The sequence below is a fragment of the Enterococcus sp. DIV1314a genome (genome assembly GCF_051713805.1).
GTDB lineage: Bacteria > Bacillota > Bacilli > Lactobacillales > Enterococcaceae > Enterococcus_I > Enterococcus_I aquimarinus.
Window position 1 is genome coordinate 1,755,824 of the sequence record NZ_JBIOQP010000001.1, and the last position, 23,707, is coordinate 1,779,530.

A 23,707-nucleotide genomic window follows, 5' to 3' on the forward strand; every position below is an offset into this window, starting at 1 on the left:
CCGACGACTTTAGTCGTGTGGAGTGTCAAGCTATAATGAATGAGCGAAAGAAGGAGTGAAAAGGATGACGTTAAAAAAATTAGAAGTTCCGACTACCTCGATTACAGAAGTTAAAAAATCTCCGATGGATGTTTTTCAACAGGCACGTGATGCGAGCACAGGAGTCTATGTCTTTAACCGAGAAAAAATTGCGGGAGTCATGCTAACCCAAGAACAATATGAAACCTTATTACAAGAATTAGAAGAGAGTCGCCAAAAAATCGCACTCACTGAAGGAGCAGCCACCCAAGCAGCGAGTGTGTCGATTGCAGAGAAATTAGCACCAGAAAATGCAAGTGTCGAAGATTCAACCATTTCTGGTTTAGAAGATTTCTTTCAGGAAATGCGCCAAACGATTGTGACAGGAAGTTTAGTTTCTGCCAAAAATCTAGATGAACGCATGGTTGCTTTAGGTTTTATCACTAAAAAAAGCGGTTTTGGTGGGGTTATTGGGATGATTACGGAATTAAAAGAATCAGGGAAAATCATTTACCATCTACGGCGCAAACCAGAAGGTAAGACGATTGTTGCCGAGGTGATTGGTGAGCCGGATAACCAAAGTCAGTTGTTTGATAAACTCATCGTCAAACGGATCCATTTACGAGAAAACTAATAAGAAAGAGTAAAAGGCCGACTGAGAATAGCATCGAGGGACTTTTACTCTTTTTTTGCTTTTTATAAACAAAAATATCCCAAGAAGTCTTGGCTTTATGGTAAGATAACAACAATTAACTTTTTAGGAGGCCTTTATGAATCCATTACAACATCGTTTTAATCCACAAGTCAATAAAATTGCCGTTTCACTCATTCGTCAGTTTGACGAGCGTGTCTCGAATATTCCCGACATTTTAAAATTAACGCTAGGGGAGCCTGATTTTGATACTCCTGAAGAAGTAAAAAGAGCGGGGATCGAAGCCATTGAACAAAATTTTAGTCACTATACGGGGATGGCCGGATTACCAGAAGTTCGGGAAGCTGCCTGTACGTTTGTTGAGAAAAAATACAATGTTCATTATGATTGGCAAACGGAAGTTCTTGTCACTGTAGGCGGAACGGAAGCGATTACGGCAACCTTATTAAGTATATTAGAGCCTGGTGACAAAGTATTGTTACCAACACCGATTTATTCCGGTTATGAACCTGTTATTACGTTAGCGAAAGCGGAATTAATTCAAATGGATACCAGTCAGACGGATTTTGTTTTGACCCCAGACTTACTAGAAGCAACGTTAGAAGAACATGGCGATCAAGTAAAAGCCGTGATTTTAAATTATCCAAGCAATCCAATCGGCGTTACCTATACCCGTGAGGAAGTGAAAAGCTTAGCCGATGTGTTAAAAAAATATCCCGTTTTTGTGATGTGTGATGAAATTTATAGTGAATTAGTCTATGATGAAACGCATACGTCAATTGCGGAATTTATTCCAAATCAAACGATTCTGATTAATGGACTATCCAAATCGCATGCGATGACAGGCTGGCGAATTGGCTTTCTTTTTGGGCCAAAAGAATTAATTAAAGAAATTGTCAAAGTTCATCAGTATCTAGTGACCGCAGCTAGTACGATTTCACAAAAAGCGGCTTATGCAGCTTTAACAACCAGCATGAATGCGGGCGAAGAAATGAAAAAAGAATATCAAGTGCGCCGTGACTTTGTGTTTAAAGAAGTGTCGCGTTTAGGATTTGAAGTGGCGAAACCAAGAGGAGCCTTTTATATTTTTGCTAAAATACCGACTGGTTACATTCAAGATTCCATGGAATTTTGTATTGATTTAGCGGAGAAAAAACAACTTGCGGTGATTCCAGGAATTGCTTTTGGACAAGCAGGGGAAGGGTATATTCGCATCAGTTATGCCGCTAGTTTCGAAAAATTAGAAGAAGCGATGCGCCGTTTAGACCGTTACATGAATCGTTAAAGACTAAAAAAAGCGGATGATTTTGTCATTCGCTTTTTTTTTTTTGAAATAAATGATAACTTTACTTAAACTTTACATTGATGGAGACAATCTTAACCTATTATCGATAGTAGCTTTACAAGAGATTGGTAGACTATAGAAGTAATCAAGAAGGAGGAAAACAATCAATGAAAAAAATTAGTTTTATGTTATTCGCTCTTACAGCATTTGCAGCAGGATGTGGTAGTGCAGCGACAAACTCAAGTGGGACATCTACAGAAACAACACCTGAACAGGTTAAAATAGTTGCCGTGGGTTCAACAGCTTTACAACCATTAGTCGATAGTGCGGCTATTTCTTTCCAAGAACAAAATCCGAACTATGAGATTTCCGTTCAAGGTGGCGGAAGCGGTACAGGACTTAGTCAAGTCGCTAATGGCAGTGTGACATTAGGGAATTCTGATGTTTTCGCGGAAGAAAAAGATGGCATTCCGGCAGATGAACTAGTGGACCATTTAGTCGCAGTTGTCGGCATGGCGCCTGTTGTTCATAAAGAAGTCGGCGTGACTGATATTACGCAACAACAATTGATTGATATTTTTACTGGGAAAATTACGAACTGGAATGAAGTCGGTGGGAACGATCAAGAAATCGTCGTGATGAATCGTGCTTCAGGAAGTGGTACAAGAGCCACTTTTGAAACATTTGGGTTAAATGGTGCTGTTGGGATTCAATCACAAGAGCAAGACTCTTCTGGTACCGTGAGAAAAATTGTGGCGGAAACACCTGGTGCAATCAGTTACTTAGCGTTATCTTATATCGATGATTCGCTTCAAGCGTTATCGATTGATGGAGTAGAACCAACGATTGAAAATATCCAAACAAATGATTGGGTAATTTGGTCTTACCAACACGTTTATACAAAAGGTGAGCCAGCTCCAGGAGTGCAAGAGTTTCTAGATTATTTAGTTTCAGATGAAGTCCAACAAGGTGTAGTCCAAGATTTAGGTTATGTGGCGATTACAGATATGAACGTTGAACGTAGTGCTACAGGCGAAGTTACTAATAAATAATGTTGAGACACGGTCGTCATTTAAGCCCCCACGATGATGACCGTGTTTTTTTTGTCGTGAAATGATGGATCGCTTACGGTCTAGTATTAGCCGTGTAAATGTTAAAAATTAAACGCCCTCTTTCTAGAACTGATATTTTCAGTATCCTAGAAAGAGGACGTTTTCGTATCTTATTCGTATTTTTAGTAAGCGAGAATCGTTGGTCGCCCTAATGAGTGCCTTCAAGATTGGGTAAATGAATGGTGAAAGTCGTACCGATACCGAGATGACTCTCAACTTGAATCGTTCCGCCTAATCGTTCAACATAATCTTTTACAATCGCCAAACCAATTCCAGAACCCCCAGTGTTGCGTGTTCGGGCTTTATCGACACGATAAAAGCGTTCAAAAATCCGTTCTAAATCGGATTGACTAATGCCAATACCGAAATCTTGAATGGCTATTAGCAGACCATTTTGATTGGTATAATGAATCAAAATTTTTCCATTCGGTATTGAATAATGAATCGCATTTTCAATTAAATTTTTGATAACAGGATAAAATAACTCCATTTTAGTTTGAAAAACAACATCGTTTGGTCCCTCAAGAATAAGAGAAAGATTTTTTTCTTGAATGATGCGGCGATACCCGGCGATTAATTGATTAAAAAAAGGTCGGAGTTGAATTTGTTCTTCATCATACACCATTTCGGTTCCTTTAGATAATTGAATAATTTCTTGCGTCAAGCTTTCGAGGCGTTGTGCTTCTTTTTGCATGATTTCCAAGAAAGTAGTCAAGGTTTCGGGATCATCTTTTGCACCATCGAGCAAGGTCTCTGTAAAGCCAATTAAAGAAGTAATCGGTGTTTTTAATTCGTGAGAAACATTGCCGACAAAATCTTTTTGCATTTTTTCCAATTGATGAATTCGTGTGAAATCATACGAAACACCAAGGATTTGTTCGGTTTCAGAAAAGTAACTAAGTGAAATATCCAACCGTTTTTTTCGCTGATTCGTGACGATTTCTTGATGAATAAAGGGGACTTCTTCCGTTAACTGATAGACCATTTGAATGAGTGCTGGTTCCATAATAATACTCTCAAATGCTTGATGACCATGGATTTCTTGGTAAAATCCTAGTTGCTCTTTCATGGCTTGGTTGATAAACGTGATGTCGTGTTGATTATCAAGTAAAAATACCCCAATCGTCAATTCTTCTAAGAGAAAATAAAATTGTTTTTCCGTGGCCCGATAAGATTGATACGTACGACTCAAGCCTTCACTGAGTTGATTGACACTTTGATACAGCTCATCCCACTGCGAAGTATCAGAGATAATCGTTTCCGCATGGGTAGGATCTTGAATCATCCGTTTTAAAACAGGTAAAATTGTTTCGACGGGTCGATTTCGTTGACGCATTAATTTAAAGATAAAAAAAGTAATTAAGGCACACAAGGTCACATAAACGAGAAAAATGGCTTGTTTCATCTGTCTTGATTCTGGCCAAAAAGCATTGACTGGCTCTGCAATCCGTAAGATCCCGATGAGTTTTTTGTCTTGCTTAATCGCAACGGCGACATAGAGTAATTTTTTATTTAACGTAGGACTTTCCCGCAACGAGCGACCAATCGGATTGTTTTTTAACACTGCTTGGATTTCAGGGCGGTCAGAACGAGTTCCGGCGATGCTCTCATCAAACGTATCAAAGAGAATCTGTCCATTCGCATCAAGTGCGGTGATTCGCTCTTCTTCCCCTAAGGTCTCACTGGTAGCCAATGAGGCGATCGCGTTCAAATCATCATTAGATAACGCTAAAAATAATTCTGCTTTCTTTTCAAGATAGGTCGCTTGTTGCGAGATCACTTGTTGATCGTAAAATTTATTAATAAAGAACCAACCAAAAGAAAAAAGGAAAAGAACGAGAATTAGCCAACTCCCATAAAGGGGACGTTTCTTTTTAACCATTGCTTGGTGCTTGGAATTTATAGCCGAATCCACGAATCGTGAGTAAATATTGAGGATTTTTAGGATTCGTTTCGATTTTTTCACGCAAATGACTAATATGAACGTCAACAATCCGCGTTTGGCCATCAAAATCAAAATTCCAAATCTGGTTTAATAAGGTATCACGATCAATGACATGATTCTTTCGACGCATAAAATAAATCAATAATTCAAATTCTTTCGGGGTTAAAACGACGGGTTTACCAGCTACTTTTACTTGATAGCTCGATAAATTGGCTTCGATTTCTCCCACCGTTAATTGGCTCTCCATTTCACTTGGCGGTGTTGTTTCTGTCCGTCGTGGTTCCATACGACGAAAGATGGCTTTCATACGGGCCAGGACTTCACGTGGACTGAACGGTTTGGCTAAATAATCATCAGCGCCAATTTCTAATCCTAAGATGCGATCGATTGGATCGTCTTTCGCTGTTAAAATTAATATCGGTGTATCAATTTTTTCTTGACGCAGGCGTTTCATAATTTCAATCCCATCAATGGAGGGTAGCATGACATCTAAAATAATAAAATCAAAAGCCTCATTTAACCCCATTTGCAGACCAATCGCGCCATCCGTTGCCGAAGTAACTTGATAGCCTTCTTTTTCTAAATTAAATGTCAATAAAGTCACAATTGATGGTTCATCATCAACAACTAAAACTTTTTTCATAAGCAACTCCTTTTGAAATTTATCTTCCTTTGTTATTTTAGCATGAATTGGTCATAAGCACTATGGCACTAGGCAATTAAATGGTATAATGATAGGCGACTGTAAAAATAGAGGTGAGAAAATGATTGGTGTGAGTGCTTGTCTTGGTGGCTGTCCGGTACGTTATGATGGGCAAGATCAAAAGGTCGCTGAAATCGCAGACCTTGTCAAACAAAAAAGGGCAATTCCGGTTTGTCCAGAAGTTCTTGGTGGGTTACCGATTCCTCGGACGCCTGCAGAAATTGTAGGAGGTGACGGGTTTGCAGTCTGGCAAGGAAAAGCACGCGTTGTCTCTTGTCTTGGAGAAGACGTCACAGAAATGTTTACACAAGGCGCAATCACCGCTTATCAACAACTCAAAGAAAAAGGGATCGAGATCCTTATTTTAAAAGAAAAAAGTCCTTCGTGTGGGAGTCAATGGATTTATGATGGCACATTTTCAGGAACGACCGTTAAAGGTGTGGGTGTCGCGACTGCTTATTTTTTAAATCAAGGATTACGCGTATATTCTGAAACACAGTGGTTACAAGAGGAGGCAATCAAATGCAAATAGATAAGACGAATCGAATGAATGCCCTTTTCGAATGTTATGCAACGCTTCTAACGGAGAAACAAATGAATTATATGGAGCTGTATTACGCCGATGACTATTCATTAGGAGAAATTGCAGAAGAATTTGGCGTGAGTCGCCAAGCAGTTTATGATAATATTAAGCGAACAGATAAAATTTTAGAGGATTATGAACGAAAATTACATATTTATTCGGATTATGTCATGCGAGAGCAAATTTTAAGTCAACTCGAAGAATACCTCGTGGGACACTATCCCAAAGATGAAACATTAGCCAGTTACGTAAAACAATTACAAGAAATTGATGAATAAAGGAATGAGACAAAAAAATGGCATTTGAAAGTTTAACAGATCGATTACAACAAGCGATGGGGCGGTTGCGCCGTAAAGGGAAGGTAACAGAAGCCGACGTCAAAGAAATGATGCGAGAAATTCGTCTCGCATTACTTGAAGCCGACGTTAATTTACAAGTTGTGAAAGAATTTACCAAAAATGTACGAGAACGAGCAATTGGGGTAGAAGTCCTCGATAGTTTATCGCCAGCGCAACAAATCGTTAAAATTGTGGATGAAGAACTAACGAAAACGTTGGGTTCAGAAACAGTCGGGATTGAAAAATCACCAAAAATTCCAACCGTCATTATGATGGTCGGATTACAAGGTGCCGGTAAAACAACTTTTGCTGGAAAATTAGCCAATCATTTAATTAAGACAGAAAAAGCGCGGCCATTGATGATTGCAGGAGACGTCTATCGTCCGGCAGCCATTGATCAATTAAAAGTCCTAGGCCAACAGCTAGACGTTCCAGTTTTTGATATGGGGACCGAGGTTAGCCCAGTCGAGATTGTTCGTCAAGGAATGGCGTTAGCGCATGAAAAGAAAAATGACTATGTCTTAATTGATACAGCAGGTCGCTTACACATCGATGAACACTTAATGGATGAGTTGTCACAAATCAAAGAAATTGCCCAACCAAATGAAATCCTATTAGTTGTCGACGCGATGACCGGTCAAGATGCAGTGAACGTGGCAGAGAGCTTCAACAAACAACTAGGGATTACGGGTGTTGTGATTACAAAACTTGATGGTGACACGCGAGGCGGGGCAGCGCTATCGATTCGAGCGGTTACGGGCGCACCAATTAAATTTACGGGGATTGGGGAGAAATTAACCGACTTAGAAGTATTCCATCCCGATCGAATGTCCAGCCGAATTTTAGGCATGGGGGATATGTTAACCCTCATTGAAAAAGCGCAACAAGATTTTGATGAGAAAAAAGCAGAAGAACTTGCAACGAAAATGCGTGAAAATACGTTTGATTTTAATGATTTTATTGAACAACTAGATCAAGTAATGAGTATGGGCCCACTAGAGGATCTCTTAAAAATGATTCCTGGTATGAGTCAAGTTCAAGGGATGGAAAACTTTAAAGTCGATCCAAAAGATGTCGCACGTAAAAAAGCGATTGTCCTTTCGATGACGAATGCAGAACGCGAAAATCCTGAATTACTCAACCCAAGTCGTCGTCGTCGCATTGCGGCCGGTTCTGGCAATAGCGTGGTCGAAGTCAATCGGTTAATCAAACAATTTAAAGAATCACAAAAAATGATGCAACAAATGAGTAAAGGCAACATGAACGCCATCCCTGGCATGGATCAAATGTTTGGTAAAGGCATCAAAGGGAAGCTCGGAAAAATGGCCATGAATCAAATGGTTAAAAAGAATAAAAAGAAAAATAAGAAAAAAAGAAAATAAGTTTTATTAGGATTGGAAGGGCTAAATCAGGTCTTCCAATCCTTTTTACTTTTAAAAATCGAGTAAAAGCGTTATCATGAATAAAAGGGAGGAATGTACAATGACAAATAAAGATGAACTTAAAGGCAAAATCACTGAAACAAAAGGGAAAGTAACGGGTGATGAGTCCGAAGAGTTAAAAGGGAAATTACAACAAGAATACGGCAAAGCCAAAGAAAAAGCCGAAGAAGCCATTGATGAAGCAAGCAAGAAAGTGAATGAATTTTTCGATAAAAAAGATAAATAACAAAAAGGCATCCATTGACTTGGATGCCTTTTTGATTGTTGAGTCAGAAAATCGTTAATGAACTTTTTTGAAGCTACGATACCAAAAACGACCGATAGCACGAGGCCAGTCATCGATATAGACAATCAAATAGCTAGTCACCAGGCATAAAAGCGTGGTGATGAGGATTTGTAGGAAAGGAATGACAGCTTCATATTGAAAATAGAAGGATAAATTTGCAAAGAGTGGTACGAACCATAGAATCGAGAGAGCTGACAACGTAAGGAATACGGGTAATCGTAACGTTGGAACGGTTAGCATGCAGCCATTATTTTCTAAGGAAATTTGTTGGAAAATCGTACGACTCAAGAAGTAAAAAAGGATCGTCAATACAAAGTAAAAGACGAGAATAAACCAGGGGGTACCATCGATACCTGGCGTCACCACCACAAGAGCCTGCCAATCATAATGAATTGGATAGTCAAAGAGTGCGTCGATGTAATAAAGATACTCTTGATAGACTTCAGAAAAAAGTAAAAGCGAGACCATGACAATAATTAGAACAATCGGACCATAAATAAGATTGCCTAGTAAAATCCCTAATAAGATTCCGGCTATTAAAATGAGTATCCCAATGATGAAATGACTAAATCCAGAATATAAAAATTGACTGAACGTTGCGTTGACATACATTCTTGGAATGCCGAAATAGCGAATGAGGACATTACTTAAGGTCCCTAAAGCGACAGTTGTGATGATTGGTAGGACAACTGTCGTCATTTTCCCTTGAAAGAGTTCTTTTTTGGTCCAACTTAAGCTGAATAAAAAATGATTGAAATTCGATTTTTGATCAATGAAAAAGAGCGAGAAACCAAGGACAAAGAGAAAAATGAACACTAAATGAAGATAAAAACTATCATATTTATCATAATAGTGCCGTCCGACTTGATAGAAAGTAGCAGGCCCTTCTTCCCACCATCTAGTAAAGACAGTTAGTTGGTGTTTTCGGTACTCTTCGATATCAATTGGATAAATTTCTTGATCTTTTTCTTCATCATAACCAATGACGTAATTCTCAGGAAATGCGTTAAAATCAGTGACAAATTCTTCCGAGTGATAATAACGTTGGGTATTTTTCCAACTATTAATTGTCGATAGTCCACTAAATAAATAAAGAGAAAAGAGTACCAGTAGCACAATCAATAAAGGTGTCTTATAACGAGTCGTATAAAGCTGTCTCAATTGTTTATTCATAAATAAATCCTCCAGTCATTGATTCTTGGCTGAGATTTGCTTCAAATAAATCTTCTAGCGTTAAAGGAAGTTCCTCAAATAAAATCGGTTCAAGCGCTTGAATCTCTTGTTCTAATGAGTCAGAAAAGTCTTCGAATAAGGCTGTGACAACGCGGCCTTGAATCGCAATCACTTTCGAATGCATTTTAACGATTTCTGGAACTTTTTTTGATTTAAATACAAATTGAATTTTTCGTGCTTGTTGGCGGAGTGTTTCAAGACGATAATCTTGGACAATCGTGTGGCCTTTAATGAGTAAAGCACGATCAATTAAGCCTTCTAATTCATTCAAGTTGTGCGAAGCAATTAACGCTGTCCGGTTTGTTTCACTCAAATTTTCGAGTAGTAAACCAATGACTTGTTTGCGTACAATGACATCTAACCCATCAAACGGTTCATCAAGCAGTAAATAAGTAGCATTCGAACAAATCGCTAAAATCATTTGAAATAATCCTTGCATCCCTTTAGACATCTGGCGGTAGCCTAAATGGGGAGGTAATTGATGTTGTTTTAATAACGCTGTAAACAAATCCTGATCAAACTTAGGATAGGCCTGTTGGTAAAATTCGCTAATTTTTTTCAAAGAATAGAGATTCAAGAAATTTTCTTTCTCATCAATATAGAAAATCTCTGAACGTACACGAGGATTTGTCGCGACGTTTATCCCATCGAGACTGATTTCGCCCGTATCAGGGAGGTACTGGCCACTGATCGTTCGAAAGAGCGTCGTTTTCCCTGAGCCATTGCGACCAATGAGTCCAATGATTTCATTTTTAGCTAATGTAAAATGAATCTCTTCGAGTATTTTTTTGCCTTGAATTTGTTTGCTTATTTGACTGAGTTTCATGCTTCGTTTCCTCCTAACTTCGCTTCAGCTTCTTTTAGCCACTGCTTGATTTCTGTTTCATTGACTTGTAAATGCTTCGCTTCAATCACCAGTTCATTAAATTGTTGTTGCAATTCTTCAATTCGTCTCAAATCACGTGGCCTACTTTCTACTTGTTTGACAAACGTACCTTTTCCTTTGACAGTGACTAATACTTGTTCGGATTCCAGTACTTTATAAGCTTTACTAATGGTGTTGGGATTTATCAATAATATTTTGGCCATTTCACGAACTGAGGGGATTTGGTCACCGGGTTCTAAAATACCTTGTAAGATATCTTCTTTAATCCCAATCACTAATTGCTCATAAAAAGGACGATGACTGTCTTTATCAATCTTAACCATAGGGACTCCTTTCAAACATGATTTAGGTGTACTATTCGAAGTCATACACTTTATGTGTACTAATATACCTAGTACACTAAAATAATGCAAGCTTTTCCTCAATCAAAATAAAAAATCCCATTGTTTCATCAATTGTCTTTCTATATGCTAAAGAAAAGAAAGAAATAGAGGTGGCAGCATGGTAGAAGTAATTGCTTATTTAGATGATAACAAGGAATGGACAAAAAAGGAGATTCCAGCAGAGCAGTTAACGCTGATTAATTATGGGTTTGCGAATATTATAGGATTAGAAATTGTGCGTGACTTAAATAAAATTCATCTGATTAATGAATTAAAAGAGGAACATCCTCATTTGAGAACGTGTATTAGTATTGGTGGCTGGAGTGCTGGAGGTTTTTCAGAAGGTGTTTCTACGAAAGAATCAAGAGAAATCCTCATTGAAAATCTCATTGCGTACATGCAAACCTATCACTTTAATGGCATTGATTTAGATTGGGAATATCCAGGAATGGATGTAGCGGGGATTACGGCTTCGAAAGACGATGCGCAAAATTTCTTGTATTTTGTCCAAGAATTACGTGAGCAGCTGGATTTGTTAACGAATGAGACGGGAGAAGTCTATTTATTAACGGCAGCGATTGGAGCGGCCGATGAATTACTTGAAACGATGAGTCCCAATGGAAAATATGATTATATCGATTATTTAGATTTTGTAAATGTGATGACGTATGATATGCGCGGAAGCTTCACGCAAATCGCAGGTCATCATACTAACTTATTTCCGTACCCGAAAGCTGAAGGGGAATTAAGTGTTGAACAGTCGGTGAATCATCTACTAAAAAAAGGCATCAGTCCCCAAAAAATTGTAATCGGCGCCGCTTTTTATTGTCGTTACTGGACAGGATTTCCAGCAGGAGTGATCGATCCTGTGGGAGTTGCAACAACTAGTTTTGGCAATCAAACAGTTGATTACAATCAACTAAAAGAGTTATTAGCTAAATATCCCGAAAATATCTTCTGGGATGAAAAAGCCTCTGCTCCTTATTATTTTGATGGACAACAATTTATCTCGTATGATGACGTGCGATCCATGGCTGCAAAGGCAGATTATGTCAAAGCCCGTCAATTACGAGGAATCATGTATTGGGAGCATTCACTTGATCTAACAGGAGAATTACTAAACGCAGCAGTAAAGCAATTATAGTAAAACAAAAAAGGATTGCGGTATGAAAACCACAATCCTTTTTGTTTCGACGAATCGATTATTGTAATGGCCGCTGTTTTTGATCATCAATGAAGCCATTCATATGAGTAAATGAGTATTAGTTAGTTAATTTATTGAAAAATGCAACGTATGCATCCGTAATGGTTTGGAAGAATCCAACTGTTCCTTCAGGGAATTCACCAGTTTCTTCTAATAAGTTCGACACGTTACCAATGTATGCTTCCGGTTGTTGTAGTGTAGGCATATTTAAGAAAGCTAATGATTGACGTAAGTGGTGATTTGCACCAAATCCAGCAATTGCGCCAATTGATGTTGAAACAACTAATGCAGGTTTACCATCCCAAATGCTTGCGCCATATGGACGAGAACCAACGTCAATTGCATTTTTTAACACAGCTGGAACAGAGCGATTATATTCTGGTGTAAAGAAAACAAATCCATCGTAAGAAGCTGCTTCATTACGGAAATCAGTCCATGTTTGTGGAACATTGCCTTCAGTATCTAAATCTTCGTTGTAAAATGGTAATTGACCAATTTCTAGATATCCTACTTCTACTGTTTCTGGGAATAAGTTCTCAAAAGTTTGCGCAACTTTCTTGTTATAAGATCCTTCACGTAAACTACCTACAATAAAACCAATTTTTTTTGTCATGTTGTAAAACCTCCATCTGTTTGATAAACCTATATTAGTACGAATTCGAAATAAATTCAAATGAAACGCTCAATCAATTTAAAAATAAAAAAATGAAGGTGTAAAGAAAAAACTCTTTACACCTTGATGAAAATTTGGTACACTAGTTTTTGTGATCAAATACATGGAGGTGTCAATAAATGTCAGTTAAAATCCGTTTAAAACGTATGGGTTCTAAAAGAAACCCTTTCTACCGTATGGTTGTTGCAGATTCTCGTTCTCCTCGTGATGGACGTTTTATCGAAACAGTGGGAACTTACAATCCAGTAACAAACCCAGCTGAAATTACCATCAAAGAAGATTTAATCTTAGATTGGTTATCTAAAGGTGCACAACCTTCAGATACTGTTCGTAACATTCTTTCAAAAGAAGGCGTTATGAAAAAACATCACGAAGCAAAATTCGCTAAGAAATAAGGAGCTTGGATATGAAAGATTTAAAAGAGTTAGTCTTGACAATCGTTCGTCCACTCGTTGCTCAACCAGATCAAGTTGTCCTTGAAGTGGTTGAGTCAGAAGATTTCTATGAATACAACTTAACTGTTGCACCAGAAGATATCGGCCGTATCATTGGCAAACAAGGGAGAGTGGCTAAAGCCATTCGGACCATTGTTTACGGTGTACGGACAGAAGGACCAAAGAAAGTTCGACTAAATATCTTGGATGGGAAGTAGTGAGATGACTGAGCAATGTCTATTGTTCAGTCTTTTTTTGTTTTTTTTCAGTCTTAAGGACCATGAGAATCGGAACGAAATCTGCTACAATCATAAAATGATAGGAATCAAAGGGGGATTTCAATGGAACTCATCATTATTCTAGCCGTCGTAGCTTTATTATTTCGCTTTATCATTAAAGCCGGCTCATTCGTCATCAAAGTGCTCGCTTTTGGACTGCTAATCATTGCTCTTTGGTATTTTCGATACGAAATTGTCGATCAATTGGATCAATTAAGTCGGACGTTCTCTGTCAATCATTGGGTTTCTCGCTTTTTTCGCTTCATTGAGGATAGCTGGAGAAATGTATCACAGTGGTTGAGTAGTCTGTTTTAATAAAAAGCTTGCGCTCGATGACGGGTGCAAGCTTTTTCATTATCCTAGAAATCCATCTGCATCTATTTTCCTTGTTCATTACGAACCTCCTCAATTGCATTTTTGTATTCTCCTAAAAATTTTTTTATAGAATATGATAAGAGAAGGACTAGTCGTAAGAGGGGAATTCAAATTGGAGATGTATCATCAAGAAAAGGAATAATAGTCTTCTCTTGTTGAACATTAACAATTAAAATGAAAATATGAGAAACGATTAGCTACCTTTTCTTACTGAAGCTATTGTAATTTTTACGACTCACATACTTATGAAACGAGAGGAGAACGAAGATGAAAATAATTGATTTATCGACACCACTATTTAGTGGAATGACTGTCTATCCAGGAGATCCAGAAGTGAAAATTAAGGTGGTACACACTTATGAAAAGGAGACATGGGAATTGCGTCAACTGACTATGGGAACACATACGGGTACACATGTCGATGCATTCTCACACATGGATGACGGAGCAGAAACAATCGATCAAATCCCACTTAATAATTTTTTTGGTCCGACAGAAGTCGTTAAAAAGAATCAGAAGTGGCCAAAAGAAACGGGATTGTTATTTATAGAGGAAATAGGATTAGCAGAACTGGATAAAATTCTTTCCGTGAAACCAACATTTATTGGTGGGATGATAACAGACGAACTAGAACGAGCCCTCCTTAAAAATAAGATTGTTACCTATACAGGATTAGTAAATCTTGAATGTTTACCTAAGCAAGAGACGTTTATATTTTATGGCTTGCCTTTAAAAATCAAATCAGGCGATGGTTCCCCGGTTAGAGCGATTGCGATCATTGAAGATTGATGCCTAACTAGGAATTGCTATCTTATTATACCGCCATAATCTTTTCATATTTTCAAGAAAAATCACTAGAAATATTGCGTTTTTAATAATGTTCACGTGCAAATTCCGAACATCTGTTGTAAAATAAAAGGGATATGATAGTAATGATGTTTTGAAATAGTTTAAACGGGGAGAGACTTAGCGTGAAAGATATCGTAATTAGCGGCCAAATGAAAGGTGTTAGTGTTGATCGTGCTACTCGAACGGCGGAATACAATATGATTAAACATTGGCATCCTGAATGTGAAATTCAATATTTTTTTCAAGGGAAACGGCATTTTTTTGTTGATCAACAGCACTATGCAGTAAAATCAGGTAGTTTAGTACTGATTGATTCAAATCAGGTTCATAATACGTATTCTGATAAAGAACTTTTTCATGATCGTTTAGTGATTCATTTTGAGAAGCAAGTGTTTGAAAACGCTACCAATAGTTTAGGGATAGACTTAGATGAATTTTTACAAGAGCATCGTGGGCTCATTCAAATTCCTCAAGGTGATCGAGCTTTGGTGGAAAGTTTTTTAATCGCGTTAGCCGAAGAATTAGAGCAAAAGCAAGTATTGTATCAAACCCTTGTTAAATTGAAATTTGCAGAACTAATTACGTATCTTATTCGATTAAAGATAAGTGGGGCAATGCATGCTTTGCCAACTGCTTCCGAAATTGAAATGAACGATTTAGTCAGTGAAGTCGGACACTATATTCGTGAAAATTATGCGACAGTTGGTTCGCTTGATGATATTGCTAAGACGTTTTATCTTGATAAATGTTACTTGAGTCGGATTTTTAAACGTTCCACAGGTTATACGATTACGGAATTTACAAATATTCAGCGGATACAACAAGCACAAAGACTATTAGAAGATTCCCGGTTGCCAGTTGCAGAAGTCTCTCACCAAATAGGTTACGAGAACGTCACCTATTTTAATCGTGTATTTAAAAAATATGTCGAAACATCTCCTTTGCAATATCGAAAAAAAAAAATTGCCTATCAAAAAAGTTTAAGAGAAAAAAATAATCATTAAGTGGATTCTGACAACAATTCGACTTCCTTTAGCTACCATTAAATCGGATGGTGGCTTTTTGGCATACGTCGAGATATAAGAAAGAGTGAAGGTGGATTCTTCCTTTAAAAAATTTTTTCAGTGGAAATGGCTATTCTATTTGTATTTTCAACCTTTAACAGAAGAACATATATCAACTGATTTTCATGCGATTGAATCAAAATTGTGAAAAAAGTGATAAAATATCAGGTCATGGCATCTAAAAAATTAAATAAATAGAATAAAGTCAATATAGTTCAAAAATAGTCATTTTTATCTACTTAGTTGTGCAAGTCCTTCTATTTCATTGACGGTTAAAAACATTGATGTATATTGATGGTAAGCGGATACAAAAATTTCGTTTAGACATTTATCCACGAGGAAAGATTAGGAGGAATAGTAAATGAAAAGAATCAAATTGAACAAAATGTTGGCAAGCGGGTTAATTGTTACGACACTCTTAGTAGGATGTAGTTCAGGAAGTAGTAATGCAGATTCTAATTCTAGTGATAAGGTGAGCAATGAATCGAGTCCAACATCAACGGAATTGACAAAAGAAGATGTCACGATTAAGTTTTCATGGTGGGGAGCAGACAATCGGCATGAGGCGATGAAAGAAGTAGTTCGACTTTATCAAGAAGCGAATCCTAATGTCACTGTTGAAATTGAATATGGTGCTTGGGATGGCTGGCAAACAAAAGTATTAACACAACTTTCTGGAAAAACAGAGCCTGATGTCATGCAAGTCAATTATAACTGGTTATTTTCTTATGGTAGAGGAAAAAATGTCTTTTATAATTTAGATGAAGTGAAAGATTTTATTAATCTATCAAATTGGGATGAAAACTATTTAAATGCGATGCAAGTAGATGATGAACAGGCTGCTGTCCCTCACGGAATGACGGGTCGTGTTAATCTAATGAATGAAAAGCTATTTAGCGAAAATAGTTTAGAGTTACCTGTTACTTATGATGAGTTAATTGAAGCTGGAAAAGTTATTTCAAAAGATAATACAGCTACGGGGGCAGAAAATAAGTATGCTTTCACGAATATGGGAGAAGTATCAAAAGATTTATTTATCGCACAGATGCTCTTTAACAAAACTGGAAAAGTAATGCAGACAGACGGTACAGTAAACTATACTGTTGAAGAAGTAGAAGAAGTCTTAACTCAATATAAAGCCTTTGAAGAAGCGGGTGCAATGCCGACTTTTGCGCAAGATCCATCAATTGAGAACGAATCCAATCCTGAATGGGTAAATGGGCGCACAGGTGGAATTTACGAATGGGCGAATTCATTAGGTAAATGGGTAGGCTCTTATCAAAGTGGTCAGTCAAGTGAAGATCTAGTTGTAGGCGAGTATTTCCAAGAATCAGCCGATGTTAAACCAAATGTCTACGTAAAACCTAACTTTGGTTATGCGGTATCACGCAATAGTAAAAACCCAGAAGTAGCTGCTGATTTTATTAACTTTATGTTTACGAATGAAGACGCAGTCAAAGCTGCAGGGGATACGTTAGGTGTTTCAAGTAATACGGTTACTTATGAATTCCAAGATAAAAATGACTTAATTGAAGGTTCCGTAAAACAAGGATATGAAGTCTTAGATCAATACGAGCAGACAGTAATGGACCCATATTTTGAAGATGAAAATGTTCGAAATGAACGATATACAGCTATTGAGGCATTCAGATCAGGGAAATCAACGGCCGCTGAAGCTGCGAAACAATATGTTGAAAAACAACAATCTGCATTAGATAAATATTATAACGAATAAGCAATACACTGAGGCATTGGGGATTATCAATTGAGATCAGAAGATAGGCAAAGATTACCGTGATTCTCATTCAGTCCTATAATCATTTGGGGTGAATGAGAATTATCGTATATCGTTAGCTCTTTTGAATAATCCAATGACCGTTTATTATTGCCTCATTTTTACTAATATAGGGCAAGCTATCGTAATTAAGTCATAACAATTGATTGGTATCTTGAACAAGAGGGGAAAGAATATATGAACAAAAAGCATAATAACTACCTGCCGTATTTAATGCTATTACCATGGATTATTGGGTTTCTCGTATTCAAAGTGTATCCAATTGTCGCCTCATTTATTTATAGTTTACAGGAATATCCCATTCTAGGTGATCCTGAATTCGTAGGATTACAAAACTATATTGAGATTTTTACAAAAGATGATACATTTCGTGCTTCATTAGGAGCGACGTTAAAATACGTACTTATTGGCACACCAGCTGTAGTAATCGTTTCTTTTATTGTAGCAGCTATTTTGAATTTTAAATTAAAGGGTGTTAATTTCTTTCGAACCGCATACTATATCCCTTCCATTCTGGGTGGGAACGTGGCAGTATCGATCTTATGGACAATGCTATTTGATGTCAACGGTCCAGTCAATGGATTTTTAAGTATTTTTAATTTAGGTGGAGATGTCGCCATCAACTGGACAAAAGATCCAACTTTTGCCGTTTTTACGTTGATTATTTTAAAAACTTGGCAATTTGGTTCCACCATGTTAATCTTCTTATCTGCGTTACAGGGCGTTTCCAAAACAGTTTATGAAGCGGCTGAAATGGACGGCGCAAGTAAAGTTCGCCAACTATTTAGCATTACAATTCCCATTATTACACCGGTCATTTTATTTAATGCGATTAATGTGTTGGTAAAAGCATTCCAAGAATTTAATTCTGCCTATTTGATTACAAAAGGTGGACCAAATAAATCAACCTATTTCTTAAATCTATACATTTATGAACAAGCTTTCCAAAATGGAAACTATGGTTATGCGAGTGCTTTGACGTGGATTTTACTCGCTCTTGTCGGCGTATTTACGATTATTATCTTTAAGTCATCAGATCGCTGGGTTTACTATAATGATTAGGAGGGGAAAACAATGGAAATGAGTAGCTCACGGCGTAAATTTAATGAAATGATTCGTTACGCGTTATTAATTCTTGTAGGTATTATTTTACTATATCCACTTTTTTGGATGGTAGGCTCGGCATTTAAACAAAATCAAGATATCTTTGGCACACTAAATATTTTCCCGCCAGCTGATCGAATTGTCACGACGAACTTTAAAGATGCTTGGCAAATTACCAAAGAACACACCATTTTATATTATTTTGGGAATACGTTAAAATTTTTAATTCCAAAAACAATTTTTACGGTATTATCATGTCTCGTGACAGCGTATGTGATTGCCCGTAAGTCTTTTAAAGGAAAGAAATTCGTTTTTACGGCAGTAATTGTGACGCTGTTAATGCCTGAACTTGCTTTTCGTATCCCGTTATACTTGTTATATCGTGAGATGGGATTATTAGACACATTTGCAAGCTTATATATTTCGGATATTTTTGCTTCTTCTTCGTTCTTTGTTTTTATGATTATTCAATTTATGCGAACGATTCCGCGCGAATTAGATGAAGCAGCAGTCATGGACGGTTGTAATGATTTACAAATCCTCTTTATGATTATTGTTCCGGTGATTCGACCAATTTTAATTACGGTTGCATTGCTATGTTTCATGTGGGGGATGAATGATTTCCAAGGTCCGTTAATCTTCTTGAATAGTCCTGACAAGACGGTACTTTCTGTGGTATTAAAACAACAATTGGATGGCGAAGCAATGGTAAATTATGGTCGAGTGTTTGCGGCATCATGTCTAGGATTGTTACCGATGATTGCTTTGTTCTTCTCGGGCTCCCGTTACTTTGTTGATGGTGTTGCAAATACAGGTGGAAAAGAATAAGAAATGGGGAATACAACATGATTTTGTTAATGAAACGAGCAATGGCGCAATTGATTGATTTTGTTCTTGGGATTTTAATGTTATTTCTAATCTTTGGTTTTGTATTACCATGGATTCAACCACTAATTCCAAATGATATCATTCGGACGTTAATAGGGATGTTTCTTATTGGATTGTTGTATTTCTTCATTCAATATCCTTTTATGCAAAATGGACAAACGATAGGCAAAGGATTCTATCGACTAAAAATCGTCTCAACAGACAAATTTCGGAAGGATATCTCAGTAGCAGTGGTGTTTCAAAGAGAGATTTTATGTAAATTGATGAGTTGTTATTTTATTTGTATCCCTTTATTAGCAGGGAAAGTCGGTGGGCATGAAGAAGCAACGCATACAAAAATTGTCCAAGTTTGATTTAAAAAAATGAGGGAAGCCTAAAGGAAAGAAAAGTGAATCCTTTCCTTTAGCTTTTTATGCGAGGAGAAAAAATGGAAAAGATAACAGTTTTTTTAGAGAGTATACTAAAGCAATCAACTCCTAGTCAACCCGTTTGGAATCAAGAAGCCATTTTAGAAAAAAAACCAGCTTCTTGGAGCTACATAGATGGTTGTATGCTGATTTCTGTTTTATTTATGTATGAAAGTACGAAGAATGAAACGTATTTTGATTTTTTAAAACAATTTATTGATTACTACATTGATGATGAGGGGAATATTTTAGGCTATGATCTTGATGCGATGAATTCAGACTCTATCAATGAAGGTAAAGTATTATTTACATTATACAAAAAAACGAAAGACGAAAAATATCGTAAAGCAATGGATCATTTATATGCTCAAATTCAACAGCAACCGAGGACAAATTCAGGAAGTTTTTGGCATAAAAAGATTTATCCAAATCAAATCTGGTTAGATGGATTGTATATGATACAACCTTTTTACTTAGAATATGAACGACTGTTTAACAATGGACGTAATTTACCGGATATTATGCAACAATTTGCGAACGTTAATCAAAAAATGCGAGACGAAAAAACAGGATTGTATTTCCATGGCTATGACGAGACAAGGCAAGCTTTTTGGGCGGATCCTCACACTGGTTGCAGTTCATCATTTTGGACGCGTTCATTAGGATGGTATGCAATGGCGCTCGTAGATACAATTGATCTATTAAAAGAGGATTATCCTGAAGAAAAAGAGCTTTTAATGATTGATTTGAACGAATTAATTGAAGCTTTGTTGGTCTATGAAGACATTGAAACGTCTCTTTTTTATCAAGTAACGAATCAAGCTGGCCGTGTAGGGAACTACCTTGAAACAAGTGGTTCTAGTGCGATTGCTTATACATTAATGAAAGGCGCAAGAATCGGAGTTTTACCAAAAAGTTTTTATTATAAAGGAGAAGAAATTTTAAGAAAAATTAGTGAAATGAAATTAATTGTGACAGATGAAACCTATGTTTTAAAAGATATTTGTTTAGTTGCTGGATTAGGTGGCATGCCTGGTAAAGGGAGTTACAAATTACGGGATGGTACCTATGAATATTATATTTCTGAGCCCATCGTAGAAAATGATGCGAAGGGAATTGCACCGTTAATTTATGCCTACACCGAATACTTAAAAAATAATAACTGATCCGGATTAAAAGGAACGAACTTGATGAGACTATCGTTGAGTTCGTTCCTTTTGTGATTTAACGTTAAAATAATGGAACAAATGCGTATTGATTATTTTTGATATTCATTGATAAGCCTCGCCTATTTCACGCCTATTCCATTAGAAGGTAATAGGCGTTTTTAGAGCCAAAGAAAAACCCTCTAGAACCATTGGCTCTAAAGGGTTTATGTCATTAATCTTAACGACGGATTTCTTTGATTCTTGCTTTTTTACCGTGTAATGCACGTAAGTAGTATAATTTCGCACGACGAACTTTACCGTAACGAACAACTTCGATTTGTGCAACACGTGGTGTGTGTAATGGGAAAGTACGTTCCACACCAACACCGTTAGAAATTTTACGAACAGTGAAAGCTTCGCTGATTCCAGTTCCGCGACGTTTAATTACAACGCCTTCGAAAAGTTGGATACGTTCGCGAGTACCTTCGACAACTTTTGCATGTACACGTACTGTATCTCCAGGACGGAATGCAGGGATGTCTGAACGTAATTGCTCTTGTGTTAATTCTTGAATTAATGGATTCATTTGATCATTCTCCTAATTTCCAAACATTCATAGAGTATAAAACCCCAGCGGAATATCGTAATAGATGAGCTCTTCACTCACTGAGTTATCATACCATATCTGCTGATGTTCTGTAAAGATAATTTTCTTGTCAGGAAGAAATTTCTCTTTTGATTTCATTTAAGAGTTGTTTCATTTCAGGTGTTAACGAAATTTTTTCTAACATATCGGGTCGGCGAAGGTATGTGCGACGCAAGGACTCTTTAAGTTGCCACTGCGCGATGAGTTGATGATTGCCATTCATTAAGACGGCAGGGACCTCCATCTCGTTAAACACAGCCGGACGCGTATATTGAGGGTGCTCTAAAAGTCCAGTAGAATGAGAATCCGTTTGGGCTGACGCATTATTGCCTAAAACATCTGGCAGCAAGCGGACCGTTGCATCGATCATGACCATTGCGCCTAATTCGCCACCAGTCAAGACATAATCGCCTAGTGAAACTTCATCCGTCACTAAACTACGAATCCGTTCATCGTAACCTTCATAATGGCCGCAAATAAAGACTAAATGTTCTTCTTCTGAAAATTCTTCGGCCATTTTTTGGTCAAAGGGTTTACCAGCTGGGTCAAGTAAAATGACTCTTTTATTTGTAGTTGGTGAGGCTTCTTCAATTTTTTGAAGATTGTCATAGACGGGTTGAACTTTCAGTAACATTCCAGCGCCGCCACCATACGGATAATCATCGACATTTTGGTGTTTATTGTCTGAAAAATCACGAAAATTAGAAATATGGAGATCAACTAAGCCGCGTTCTTGGGCTTTTCCGATGATTGATTCACCCATCGGACCTTCAAACATACGAGGAAATAACGTTAAAACATCAATTCTCATCGTCAATCAAACCTTCCGGAATTTCCACATGTACGACACCTGCATCAAGATCAATTTCTTTGACGACCGATTCGATATAAGGAATCAGGACATCTTTCTTTCCTTTGCGTTGAACGATCCAGACATCATTGGCTCCCGTCGATAAGATTTCTTTGATTTTTCCAAGAGTTTCACCATCTTCGTCAATCACGTTTAAACCGATAATTTCATAATAATAAAACTCATTTTCTTCTAATTCAGTTAAGTCGTCTTCGGAAACTTTTAAAATACCATCCCGGAATGCTTCCACATCATTGATATTAGGATAACCTTCAAAGGTTAACAAATCAAAGTTTTTATGTTTTCGATGGCTAGTAATCGTTAACTCCAATGGTTTTTGTCCCTCACGAAAGAGCGTGAGTTTGGCTCCCTTTTGATAACGTTCTTCAGGAAAATCTGTTTGAGAAATCACTCGAACTTCACCACGAATACCATGTGTGTTTACTACTTTACCAACGTTTAAATATTCAGTCACATTTATACCTCTTTTCTTTTCAATTCTTGTTTATTTTATCATGCTTCCTTTGAGAATACTAGTTTGCGCTGAGTGCTCAAAATGATTATATTTTTCTAATAAGAAAAAGCGTGTTATAATGAAGAAAAAGGAGGCGTTTTCATTATGTTAACAGCATATAATAAAATATTAGTGGCAATAGACGGTTCTGTCCAATCAGAAAAGGCATTTAAGGAGTCAGTTGAAATTGCCAAGCGTAATCATGCAAAGTTATATTTAACATGGATTATTAATGATATTGAACTGACAACTAGTGCCTATTCGTTTGCGAAACTTCTAACGGAAGAGCAAGAGTTTGTAGAAGATTTTATGGCTAAAAAAGTGAAAGAGGCCAAAGAATTAGGATTAGAAGAAATTGAGACGATTATTGAAATTGGCTCGCCAAAGCGCAAAATCAGTGTCGACGTACCAAATGAATATGACATCGACTTAATCATTATGGGATCAACGGGTAAGGGTGCGATTACACAAGCGTTGGTCGGTTCTACAACATCTTATGTCGTGAACCATGCGCCATGTAATGTCTTAGTAGTGAAGTAAATCAAGGGGATATAACTAGATCATAGAAAAAAAGACCTGATAGCAAGGACACGTATGTGTCTGCTATCAGGT

General features: G+C 37.2%; 28 protein-coding genes. 19 read left to right on the forward strand and 9 right to left on the reverse strand.

Translation table 11 applies throughout. From position 1 onward, the window contains the following. Positions 1-64 precede the first annotated feature (64 nt). The 3 genes from IGI68_RS08260 (at position 65) to IGI68_RS08270 (ending at position 3,007) form a co-directional block, all read left to right on the forward strand. Positions 65-652, forward strand: a complete 588-nt coding sequence (locus IGI68_RS08260) for a prevent-host-death protein (protein WP_071874950.1) — start codon at positions 65-67, stop codon at positions 650-652. Positions 653-788: 136 nt separating this feature from the next. Beyond that, positions 789-1,955: a pyridoxal phosphate-dependent aminotransferase gene (locus IGI68_RS08265; protein WP_438732183.1), complete on the forward strand. Its 1,167-nt coding sequence runs from the start codon at positions 789-791 to the stop codon at positions 1,953-1,955. A gap of 167 nt (positions 1,956-2,122) precedes the next feature. Next, positions 2,123-3,007 carry a phosphate ABC transporter substrate-binding protein PstS family protein gene (locus IGI68_RS08270; RefSeq protein WP_438732185.1) on the forward strand — a complete coding sequence of 295 codons (885 nt, stop codon included), beginning with the start codon at positions 2,123-2,125 and terminating at the stop codon, positions 3,005-3,007. Between the two features lie 208 nt (positions 3,008-3,215). On the opposite strand, the gene IGI68_RS08275 is transcribed toward IGI68_RS08270, so the two are convergent. Then, positions 3,216-4,949: an ATP-binding protein gene (locus IGI68_RS08275; protein WP_273229529.1), complete on the reverse strand. Its 1,734-nt coding sequence runs from the start codon at positions 4,947-4,949 to the stop codon at positions 3,216-3,218. Further along, positions 4,942-5,655 carry a response regulator transcription factor gene (locus tag IGI68_RS08280; protein WP_071874946.1) on the reverse strand — a complete coding sequence of 238 codons (714 nt, stop codon included), beginning with the start codon at positions 5,653-5,655 and terminating at the stop codon, positions 4,942-4,944. Before IGI68_RS08280 ends, IGI68_RS08275 begins: the two co-directional genes overlap by 8 nt. 121 nt (positions 5,656-5,776) lie before the next feature. On the opposite strand from IGI68_RS08280, the gene IGI68_RS08285 reads away from it, so the two are divergent. The 4 genes from IGI68_RS08285 (at position 5,777) to IGI68_RS08300 (ending at position 8,304) form a co-directional block, all read left to right on the forward strand. Beyond that, entirely contained in the window at positions 5,777-6,247 is a 471-nt protein-coding gene (locus tag IGI68_RS08285; RefSeq protein ID WP_071874945.1) for a DUF523 domain-containing protein, read from the forward strand. Then, complete coding sequence (locus IGI68_RS08290; protein ID WP_071874944.1) at positions 6,238-6,576, forward strand: putative DNA-binding protein; 339 nt, start codon at positions 6,238-6,240, stop codon at positions 6,574-6,576. The genes IGI68_RS08285 and IGI68_RS08290 overlap by 10 nt, the downstream gene beginning before the upstream one ends. A gap of 17 nt (positions 6,577-6,593) precedes the next feature. Then, positions 6,594-8,018 carry a signal recognition particle protein gene (ffh, locus tag IGI68_RS08295; protein WP_071874943.1) on the forward strand — a complete coding sequence of 475 codons (1,425 nt, stop codon included), beginning with the start codon at positions 6,594-6,596 and terminating at the stop codon, positions 8,016-8,018. A 100-nt stretch (positions 8,019-8,118) separates the two neighbouring features. Beyond that, positions 8,119-8,304, forward strand: a complete 186-nt coding sequence (locus IGI68_RS08300; RefSeq protein ID WP_071875777.1) for a CsbD family protein — start codon at positions 8,119-8,121, stop codon at positions 8,302-8,304. Positions 8,305-8,358: 54 nt separating this feature from the next. On the opposite strand, the gene IGI68_RS08305 is transcribed toward IGI68_RS08300, so the two are convergent. From IGI68_RS08305 to IGI68_RS08315, 3 genes are read right to left on the reverse strand one after another with little or no spacing between them, the layout of a single operon-like run. Next, positions 8,359-9,537: a hypothetical protein gene (locus IGI68_RS08305; protein ID WP_438732189.1), complete on the reverse strand. Its 1,179-nt coding sequence runs from the start codon at positions 9,535-9,537 to the stop codon at positions 8,359-8,361. Further along, positions 9,530-10,423: an ATP-binding cassette domain-containing protein gene (locus IGI68_RS08310; protein WP_438732191.1), complete on the reverse strand. Its 894-nt coding sequence runs from the start codon at positions 10,421-10,423 to the stop codon at positions 9,530-9,532. Before IGI68_RS08310 ends, IGI68_RS08305 begins: the two co-directional genes overlap by 8 nt. After that, complete coding sequence (locus IGI68_RS08315) at positions 10,420-10,806, reverse strand: GntR family transcriptional regulator (RefSeq protein WP_438732193.1); 387 nt, start codon at positions 10,804-10,806, stop codon at positions 10,420-10,422. Before IGI68_RS08315 ends, IGI68_RS08310 begins: the two co-directional genes overlap by 4 nt. A 178-nt stretch (positions 10,807-10,984) precedes the next feature. Between IGI68_RS08315 and IGI68_RS08320 the strand changes: the two genes are divergently transcribed. Continuing rightward, positions 10,985-12,010, forward strand: coding sequence for a glycoside hydrolase family 18 protein (locus tag IGI68_RS08320; protein ID WP_438732195.1), 1,026 nt, complete (start codon positions 10,985-10,987; stop codon positions 12,008-12,010). Between the two features lie 118 nt (positions 12,011-12,128). Here IGI68_RS08320 and IGI68_RS08325 read toward each other — a convergent pair whose 3' ends face one another. Further along, positions 12,129-12,683: an NADPH-dependent FMN reductase gene (locus IGI68_RS08325; protein ID WP_071875772.1), complete on the reverse strand. Its 555-nt coding sequence runs from the start codon at positions 12,681-12,683 to the stop codon at positions 12,129-12,131. Between the two features lie 179 nt (positions 12,684-12,862). Between IGI68_RS08325 and rpsP the strand changes: the two genes are divergently transcribed. The 10 genes from rpsP to IGI68_RS08375 all read left to right on the forward strand — a co-directional run bounded on the left by rpsP (position 12,863) and on the right by IGI68_RS08375 (position 21,103). Further along, positions 12,863-13,138: a 30S ribosomal protein S16 gene (gene rpsP / locus IGI68_RS08330; protein WP_071875771.1), complete on the forward strand. Its 276-nt coding sequence runs from the start codon at positions 12,863-12,865 to the stop codon at positions 13,136-13,138. An 11-nt stretch (positions 13,139-13,149) separates the two neighbouring features. Further along, positions 13,150-13,395 (forward strand): KH domain-containing protein, encoded by a 246-nt coding sequence (locus IGI68_RS08335; protein WP_071875770.1) that lies wholly within the window; start codon positions 13,150-13,152, stop codon positions 13,393-13,395. Between the two features lie 123 nt (positions 13,396-13,518). Beyond that, on the forward strand, positions 13,519-13,770 hold the full coding sequence (locus IGI68_RS08340; protein ID WP_071875769.1) for a hypothetical protein: 252 nt from the start codon (positions 13,519-13,521) through the stop codon (positions 13,768-13,770). A gap of 327 nt (positions 13,771-14,097) precedes the next feature. Continuing rightward, entirely contained in the window at positions 14,098-14,619 is a 522-nt protein-coding gene (locus tag IGI68_RS08345; protein WP_438732198.1) for a cyclase family protein, read from the forward strand. A gap of 182 nt (positions 14,620-14,801) precedes the next feature. Continuing rightward, the gene (locus IGI68_RS08350; RefSeq protein WP_438732200.1) at positions 14,802-15,683 is read left to right on the forward strand and encodes a helix-turn-helix domain-containing protein; all 882 of its coding nucleotides are present in this window, start codon (positions 14,802-14,804) and stop codon (positions 15,681-15,683) included. A 421-nt stretch (positions 15,684-16,104) separates the two neighbouring features. After that, positions 16,105-17,478: an ABC transporter substrate-binding protein gene (locus tag IGI68_RS08355; RefSeq protein WP_438732202.1), complete on the forward strand. Its 1,374-nt coding sequence runs from the start codon at positions 16,105-16,107 to the stop codon at positions 17,476-17,478. Between the two features lie 237 nt (positions 17,479-17,715). Next, positions 17,716-18,600, forward strand: a complete 885-nt coding sequence (locus tag IGI68_RS08360) for a carbohydrate ABC transporter permease (RefSeq protein WP_071875765.1) — start codon at positions 17,716-17,718, stop codon at positions 18,598-18,600. Between the two features lie 12 nt (positions 18,601-18,612). Further along, positions 18,613-19,470 (forward strand): carbohydrate ABC transporter permease, encoded by an 858-nt coding sequence (locus IGI68_RS08365; protein ID WP_071875764.1) that lies wholly within the window; start codon positions 18,613-18,615, stop codon positions 19,468-19,470. A 17-nt stretch (positions 19,471-19,487) separates the two neighbouring features. After that, positions 19,488-19,883 (forward strand): RDD family protein, encoded by a 396-nt coding sequence (locus IGI68_RS08370; protein WP_379952620.1) that lies wholly within the window; start codon positions 19,488-19,490, stop codon positions 19,881-19,883. A gap of 74 nt (positions 19,884-19,957) precedes the next feature. After that, entirely contained in the window at positions 19,958-21,103 is a 1,146-nt protein-coding gene (locus IGI68_RS08375; RefSeq protein WP_438732205.1) for a glycoside hydrolase family 88/105 protein, read from the forward strand. Between the two features lie 220 nt (positions 21,104-21,323). On the opposite strand, the gene rplS is transcribed toward IGI68_RS08375, so the two are convergent. From rplS to rimM, 3 genes are all read right to left on the reverse strand, one after another. Continuing rightward, the gene (gene rplS, locus IGI68_RS08380; RefSeq protein WP_071875762.1) at positions 21,324-21,671 is read right to left on the reverse strand and encodes a 50S ribosomal protein L19; all 348 of its coding nucleotides are present in this window, start codon (positions 21,669-21,671) and stop codon (positions 21,324-21,326) included. 130 nt (positions 21,672-21,801) lie between these two features. Then, the gene (trmD, locus tag IGI68_RS08385; RefSeq protein WP_438733251.1) at positions 21,802-22,542 is read right to left on the reverse strand and encodes a tRNA (guanosine(37)-N1)-methyltransferase TrmD; all 741 of its coding nucleotides are present in this window, start codon (positions 22,540-22,542) and stop codon (positions 21,802-21,804) included. Continuing rightward, on the reverse strand, positions 22,532-23,056 hold the full coding sequence (gene rimM, locus IGI68_RS08390; protein WP_071875760.1) for a ribosome maturation factor RimM: 525 nt from the start codon (positions 23,054-23,056) through the stop codon (positions 22,532-22,534). Before rimM ends, trmD begins: the two co-directional genes overlap by 11 nt. 144 nt (positions 23,057-23,200) lie before the next feature. Between rimM and IGI68_RS08395 the strand changes: the two genes are divergently transcribed. Then, on the forward strand, positions 23,201-23,635 hold the full coding sequence (locus IGI68_RS08395; RefSeq protein WP_071875759.1) for a universal stress protein: 435 nt from the start codon (positions 23,201-23,203) through the stop codon (positions 23,633-23,635). Positions 23,636-23,707: the final 72 nt, after the last annotated feature.

What these genes read in the sequence shown, in the direction of transcription:
- IGI68_RS08260 (WP_071874950.1), top strand. Translation starts at nt 65, where the DNA reads ATGACGTTAAAAAAATTAGAAGTTCCGACTACCTCGATTACAGAAGTT.
- IGI68_RS08265 (WP_438732183.1), top strand. Translation starts at nt 789, where the DNA reads ATGAATCCATTACAACATCGTTTTAATCCACAAGTCAATAAAATTGCC.
- IGI68_RS08270 (WP_438732185.1), top strand. Translation starts at nt 2,123, where the DNA reads ATGAAAAAAATTAGTTTTATGTTATTCGCTCTTACAGCATTTGCAGCA.
- IGI68_RS08275 (WP_273229529.1), bottom strand. Translation starts at nt 4,949, where the DNA reads ATGGTTAAAAAGAAACGTCCCCTTTATGGGAGTTGGCTAATTCTCGTT.
- IGI68_RS08280 (WP_071874946.1), bottom strand. Translation starts at nt 5,655, where the DNA reads ATGAAAAAAGTTTTAGTTGTTGATGATGAACCATCAATTGTGACTTTA.
- IGI68_RS08285 (WP_071874945.1), top strand. Translation starts at nt 5,777, where the DNA reads ATGATTGGTGTGAGTGCTTGTCTTGGTGGCTGTCCGGTACGTTATGAT.
- IGI68_RS08290 (WP_071874944.1), top strand. Translation starts at nt 6,238, where the DNA reads ATGCAAATAGATAAGACGAATCGAATGAATGCCCTTTTCGAATGTTAT.
- ffh (WP_071874943.1), top strand. Translation starts at nt 6,594, where the DNA reads ATGGCATTTGAAAGTTTAACAGATCGATTACAACAAGCGATGGGGCGG.
- IGI68_RS08300 (WP_071875777.1), top strand. Translation starts at nt 8,119, where the DNA reads ATGACAAATAAAGATGAACTTAAAGGCAAAATCACTGAAACAAAAGGG.
- IGI68_RS08305 (WP_438732189.1), bottom strand. Translation starts at nt 9,537, where the DNA reads ATGAATAAACAATTGAGACAGCTTTATACGACTCGTTATAAGACACCT.
- IGI68_RS08310 (WP_438732191.1), bottom strand. Translation starts at nt 10,423, where the DNA reads ATGAAACTCAGTCAAATAAGCAAACAAATTCAAGGCAAAAAAATACTC.
- IGI68_RS08315 (WP_438732193.1), bottom strand. Translation starts at nt 10,806, where the DNA reads ATGGTTAAGATTGATAAAGACAGTCATCGTCCTTTTTATGAGCAATTA.
- IGI68_RS08320 (WP_438732195.1), top strand. Translation starts at nt 10,985, where the DNA reads ATGGTAGAAGTAATTGCTTATTTAGATGATAACAAGGAATGGACAAAA.
- IGI68_RS08325 (WP_071875772.1), bottom strand. Translation starts at nt 12,683, where the DNA reads ATGACAAAAAAAATTGGTTTTATTGTAGGTAGTTTACGTGAAGGATCT.
- rpsP (WP_071875771.1), top strand. Translation starts at nt 12,863, where the DNA reads ATGTCAGTTAAAATCCGTTTAAAACGTATGGGTTCTAAAAGAAACCCT.
- IGI68_RS08335 (WP_071875770.1), top strand. Translation starts at nt 13,150, where the DNA reads ATGAAAGATTTAAAAGAGTTAGTCTTGACAATCGTTCGTCCACTCGTT.
- IGI68_RS08340 (WP_071875769.1), top strand. Translation starts at nt 13,519, where the DNA reads ATGGAACTCATCATTATTCTAGCCGTCGTAGCTTTATTATTTCGCTTT.
- IGI68_RS08345 (WP_438732198.1), top strand. Translation starts at nt 14,098, where the DNA reads ATGAAAATAATTGATTTATCGACACCACTATTTAGTGGAATGACTGTC.
- IGI68_RS08355 (WP_438732202.1), top strand. Translation starts at nt 16,105, where the DNA reads ATGAAAAGAATCAAATTGAACAAAATGTTGGCAAGCGGGTTAATTGTT.
- IGI68_RS08360 (WP_071875765.1), top strand. Translation starts at nt 17,716, where the DNA reads ATGAACAAAAAGCATAATAACTACCTGCCGTATTTAATGCTATTACCA.
- IGI68_RS08365 (WP_071875764.1), top strand. Translation starts at nt 18,613, where the DNA reads ATGGAAATGAGTAGCTCACGGCGTAAATTTAATGAAATGATTCGTTAC.
- IGI68_RS08370 (WP_379952620.1), top strand. Translation starts at nt 19,488, where the DNA reads ATGATTTTGTTAATGAAACGAGCAATGGCGCAATTGATTGATTTTGTT.
- IGI68_RS08375 (WP_438732205.1), top strand. Translation starts at nt 19,958, where the DNA reads ATGGAAAAGATAACAGTTTTTTTAGAGAGTATACTAAAGCAATCAACT.
- rplS (WP_071875762.1), bottom strand. Translation starts at nt 21,671, where the DNA reads ATGAATCCATTAATTCAAGAATTAACACAAGAGCAATTACGTTCAGAC.
- trmD (WP_438733251.1), bottom strand. Translation starts at nt 22,542, where the DNA reads ATGAGAATTGATGTTTTAACGTTATTTCCTCGTATGTTTGAAGGTCCG.
- IGI68_RS08395 (WP_071875759.1), top strand. Translation starts at nt 23,201, where the DNA reads ATGTTAACAGCATATAATAAAATATTAGTGGCAATAGACGGTTCTGTC.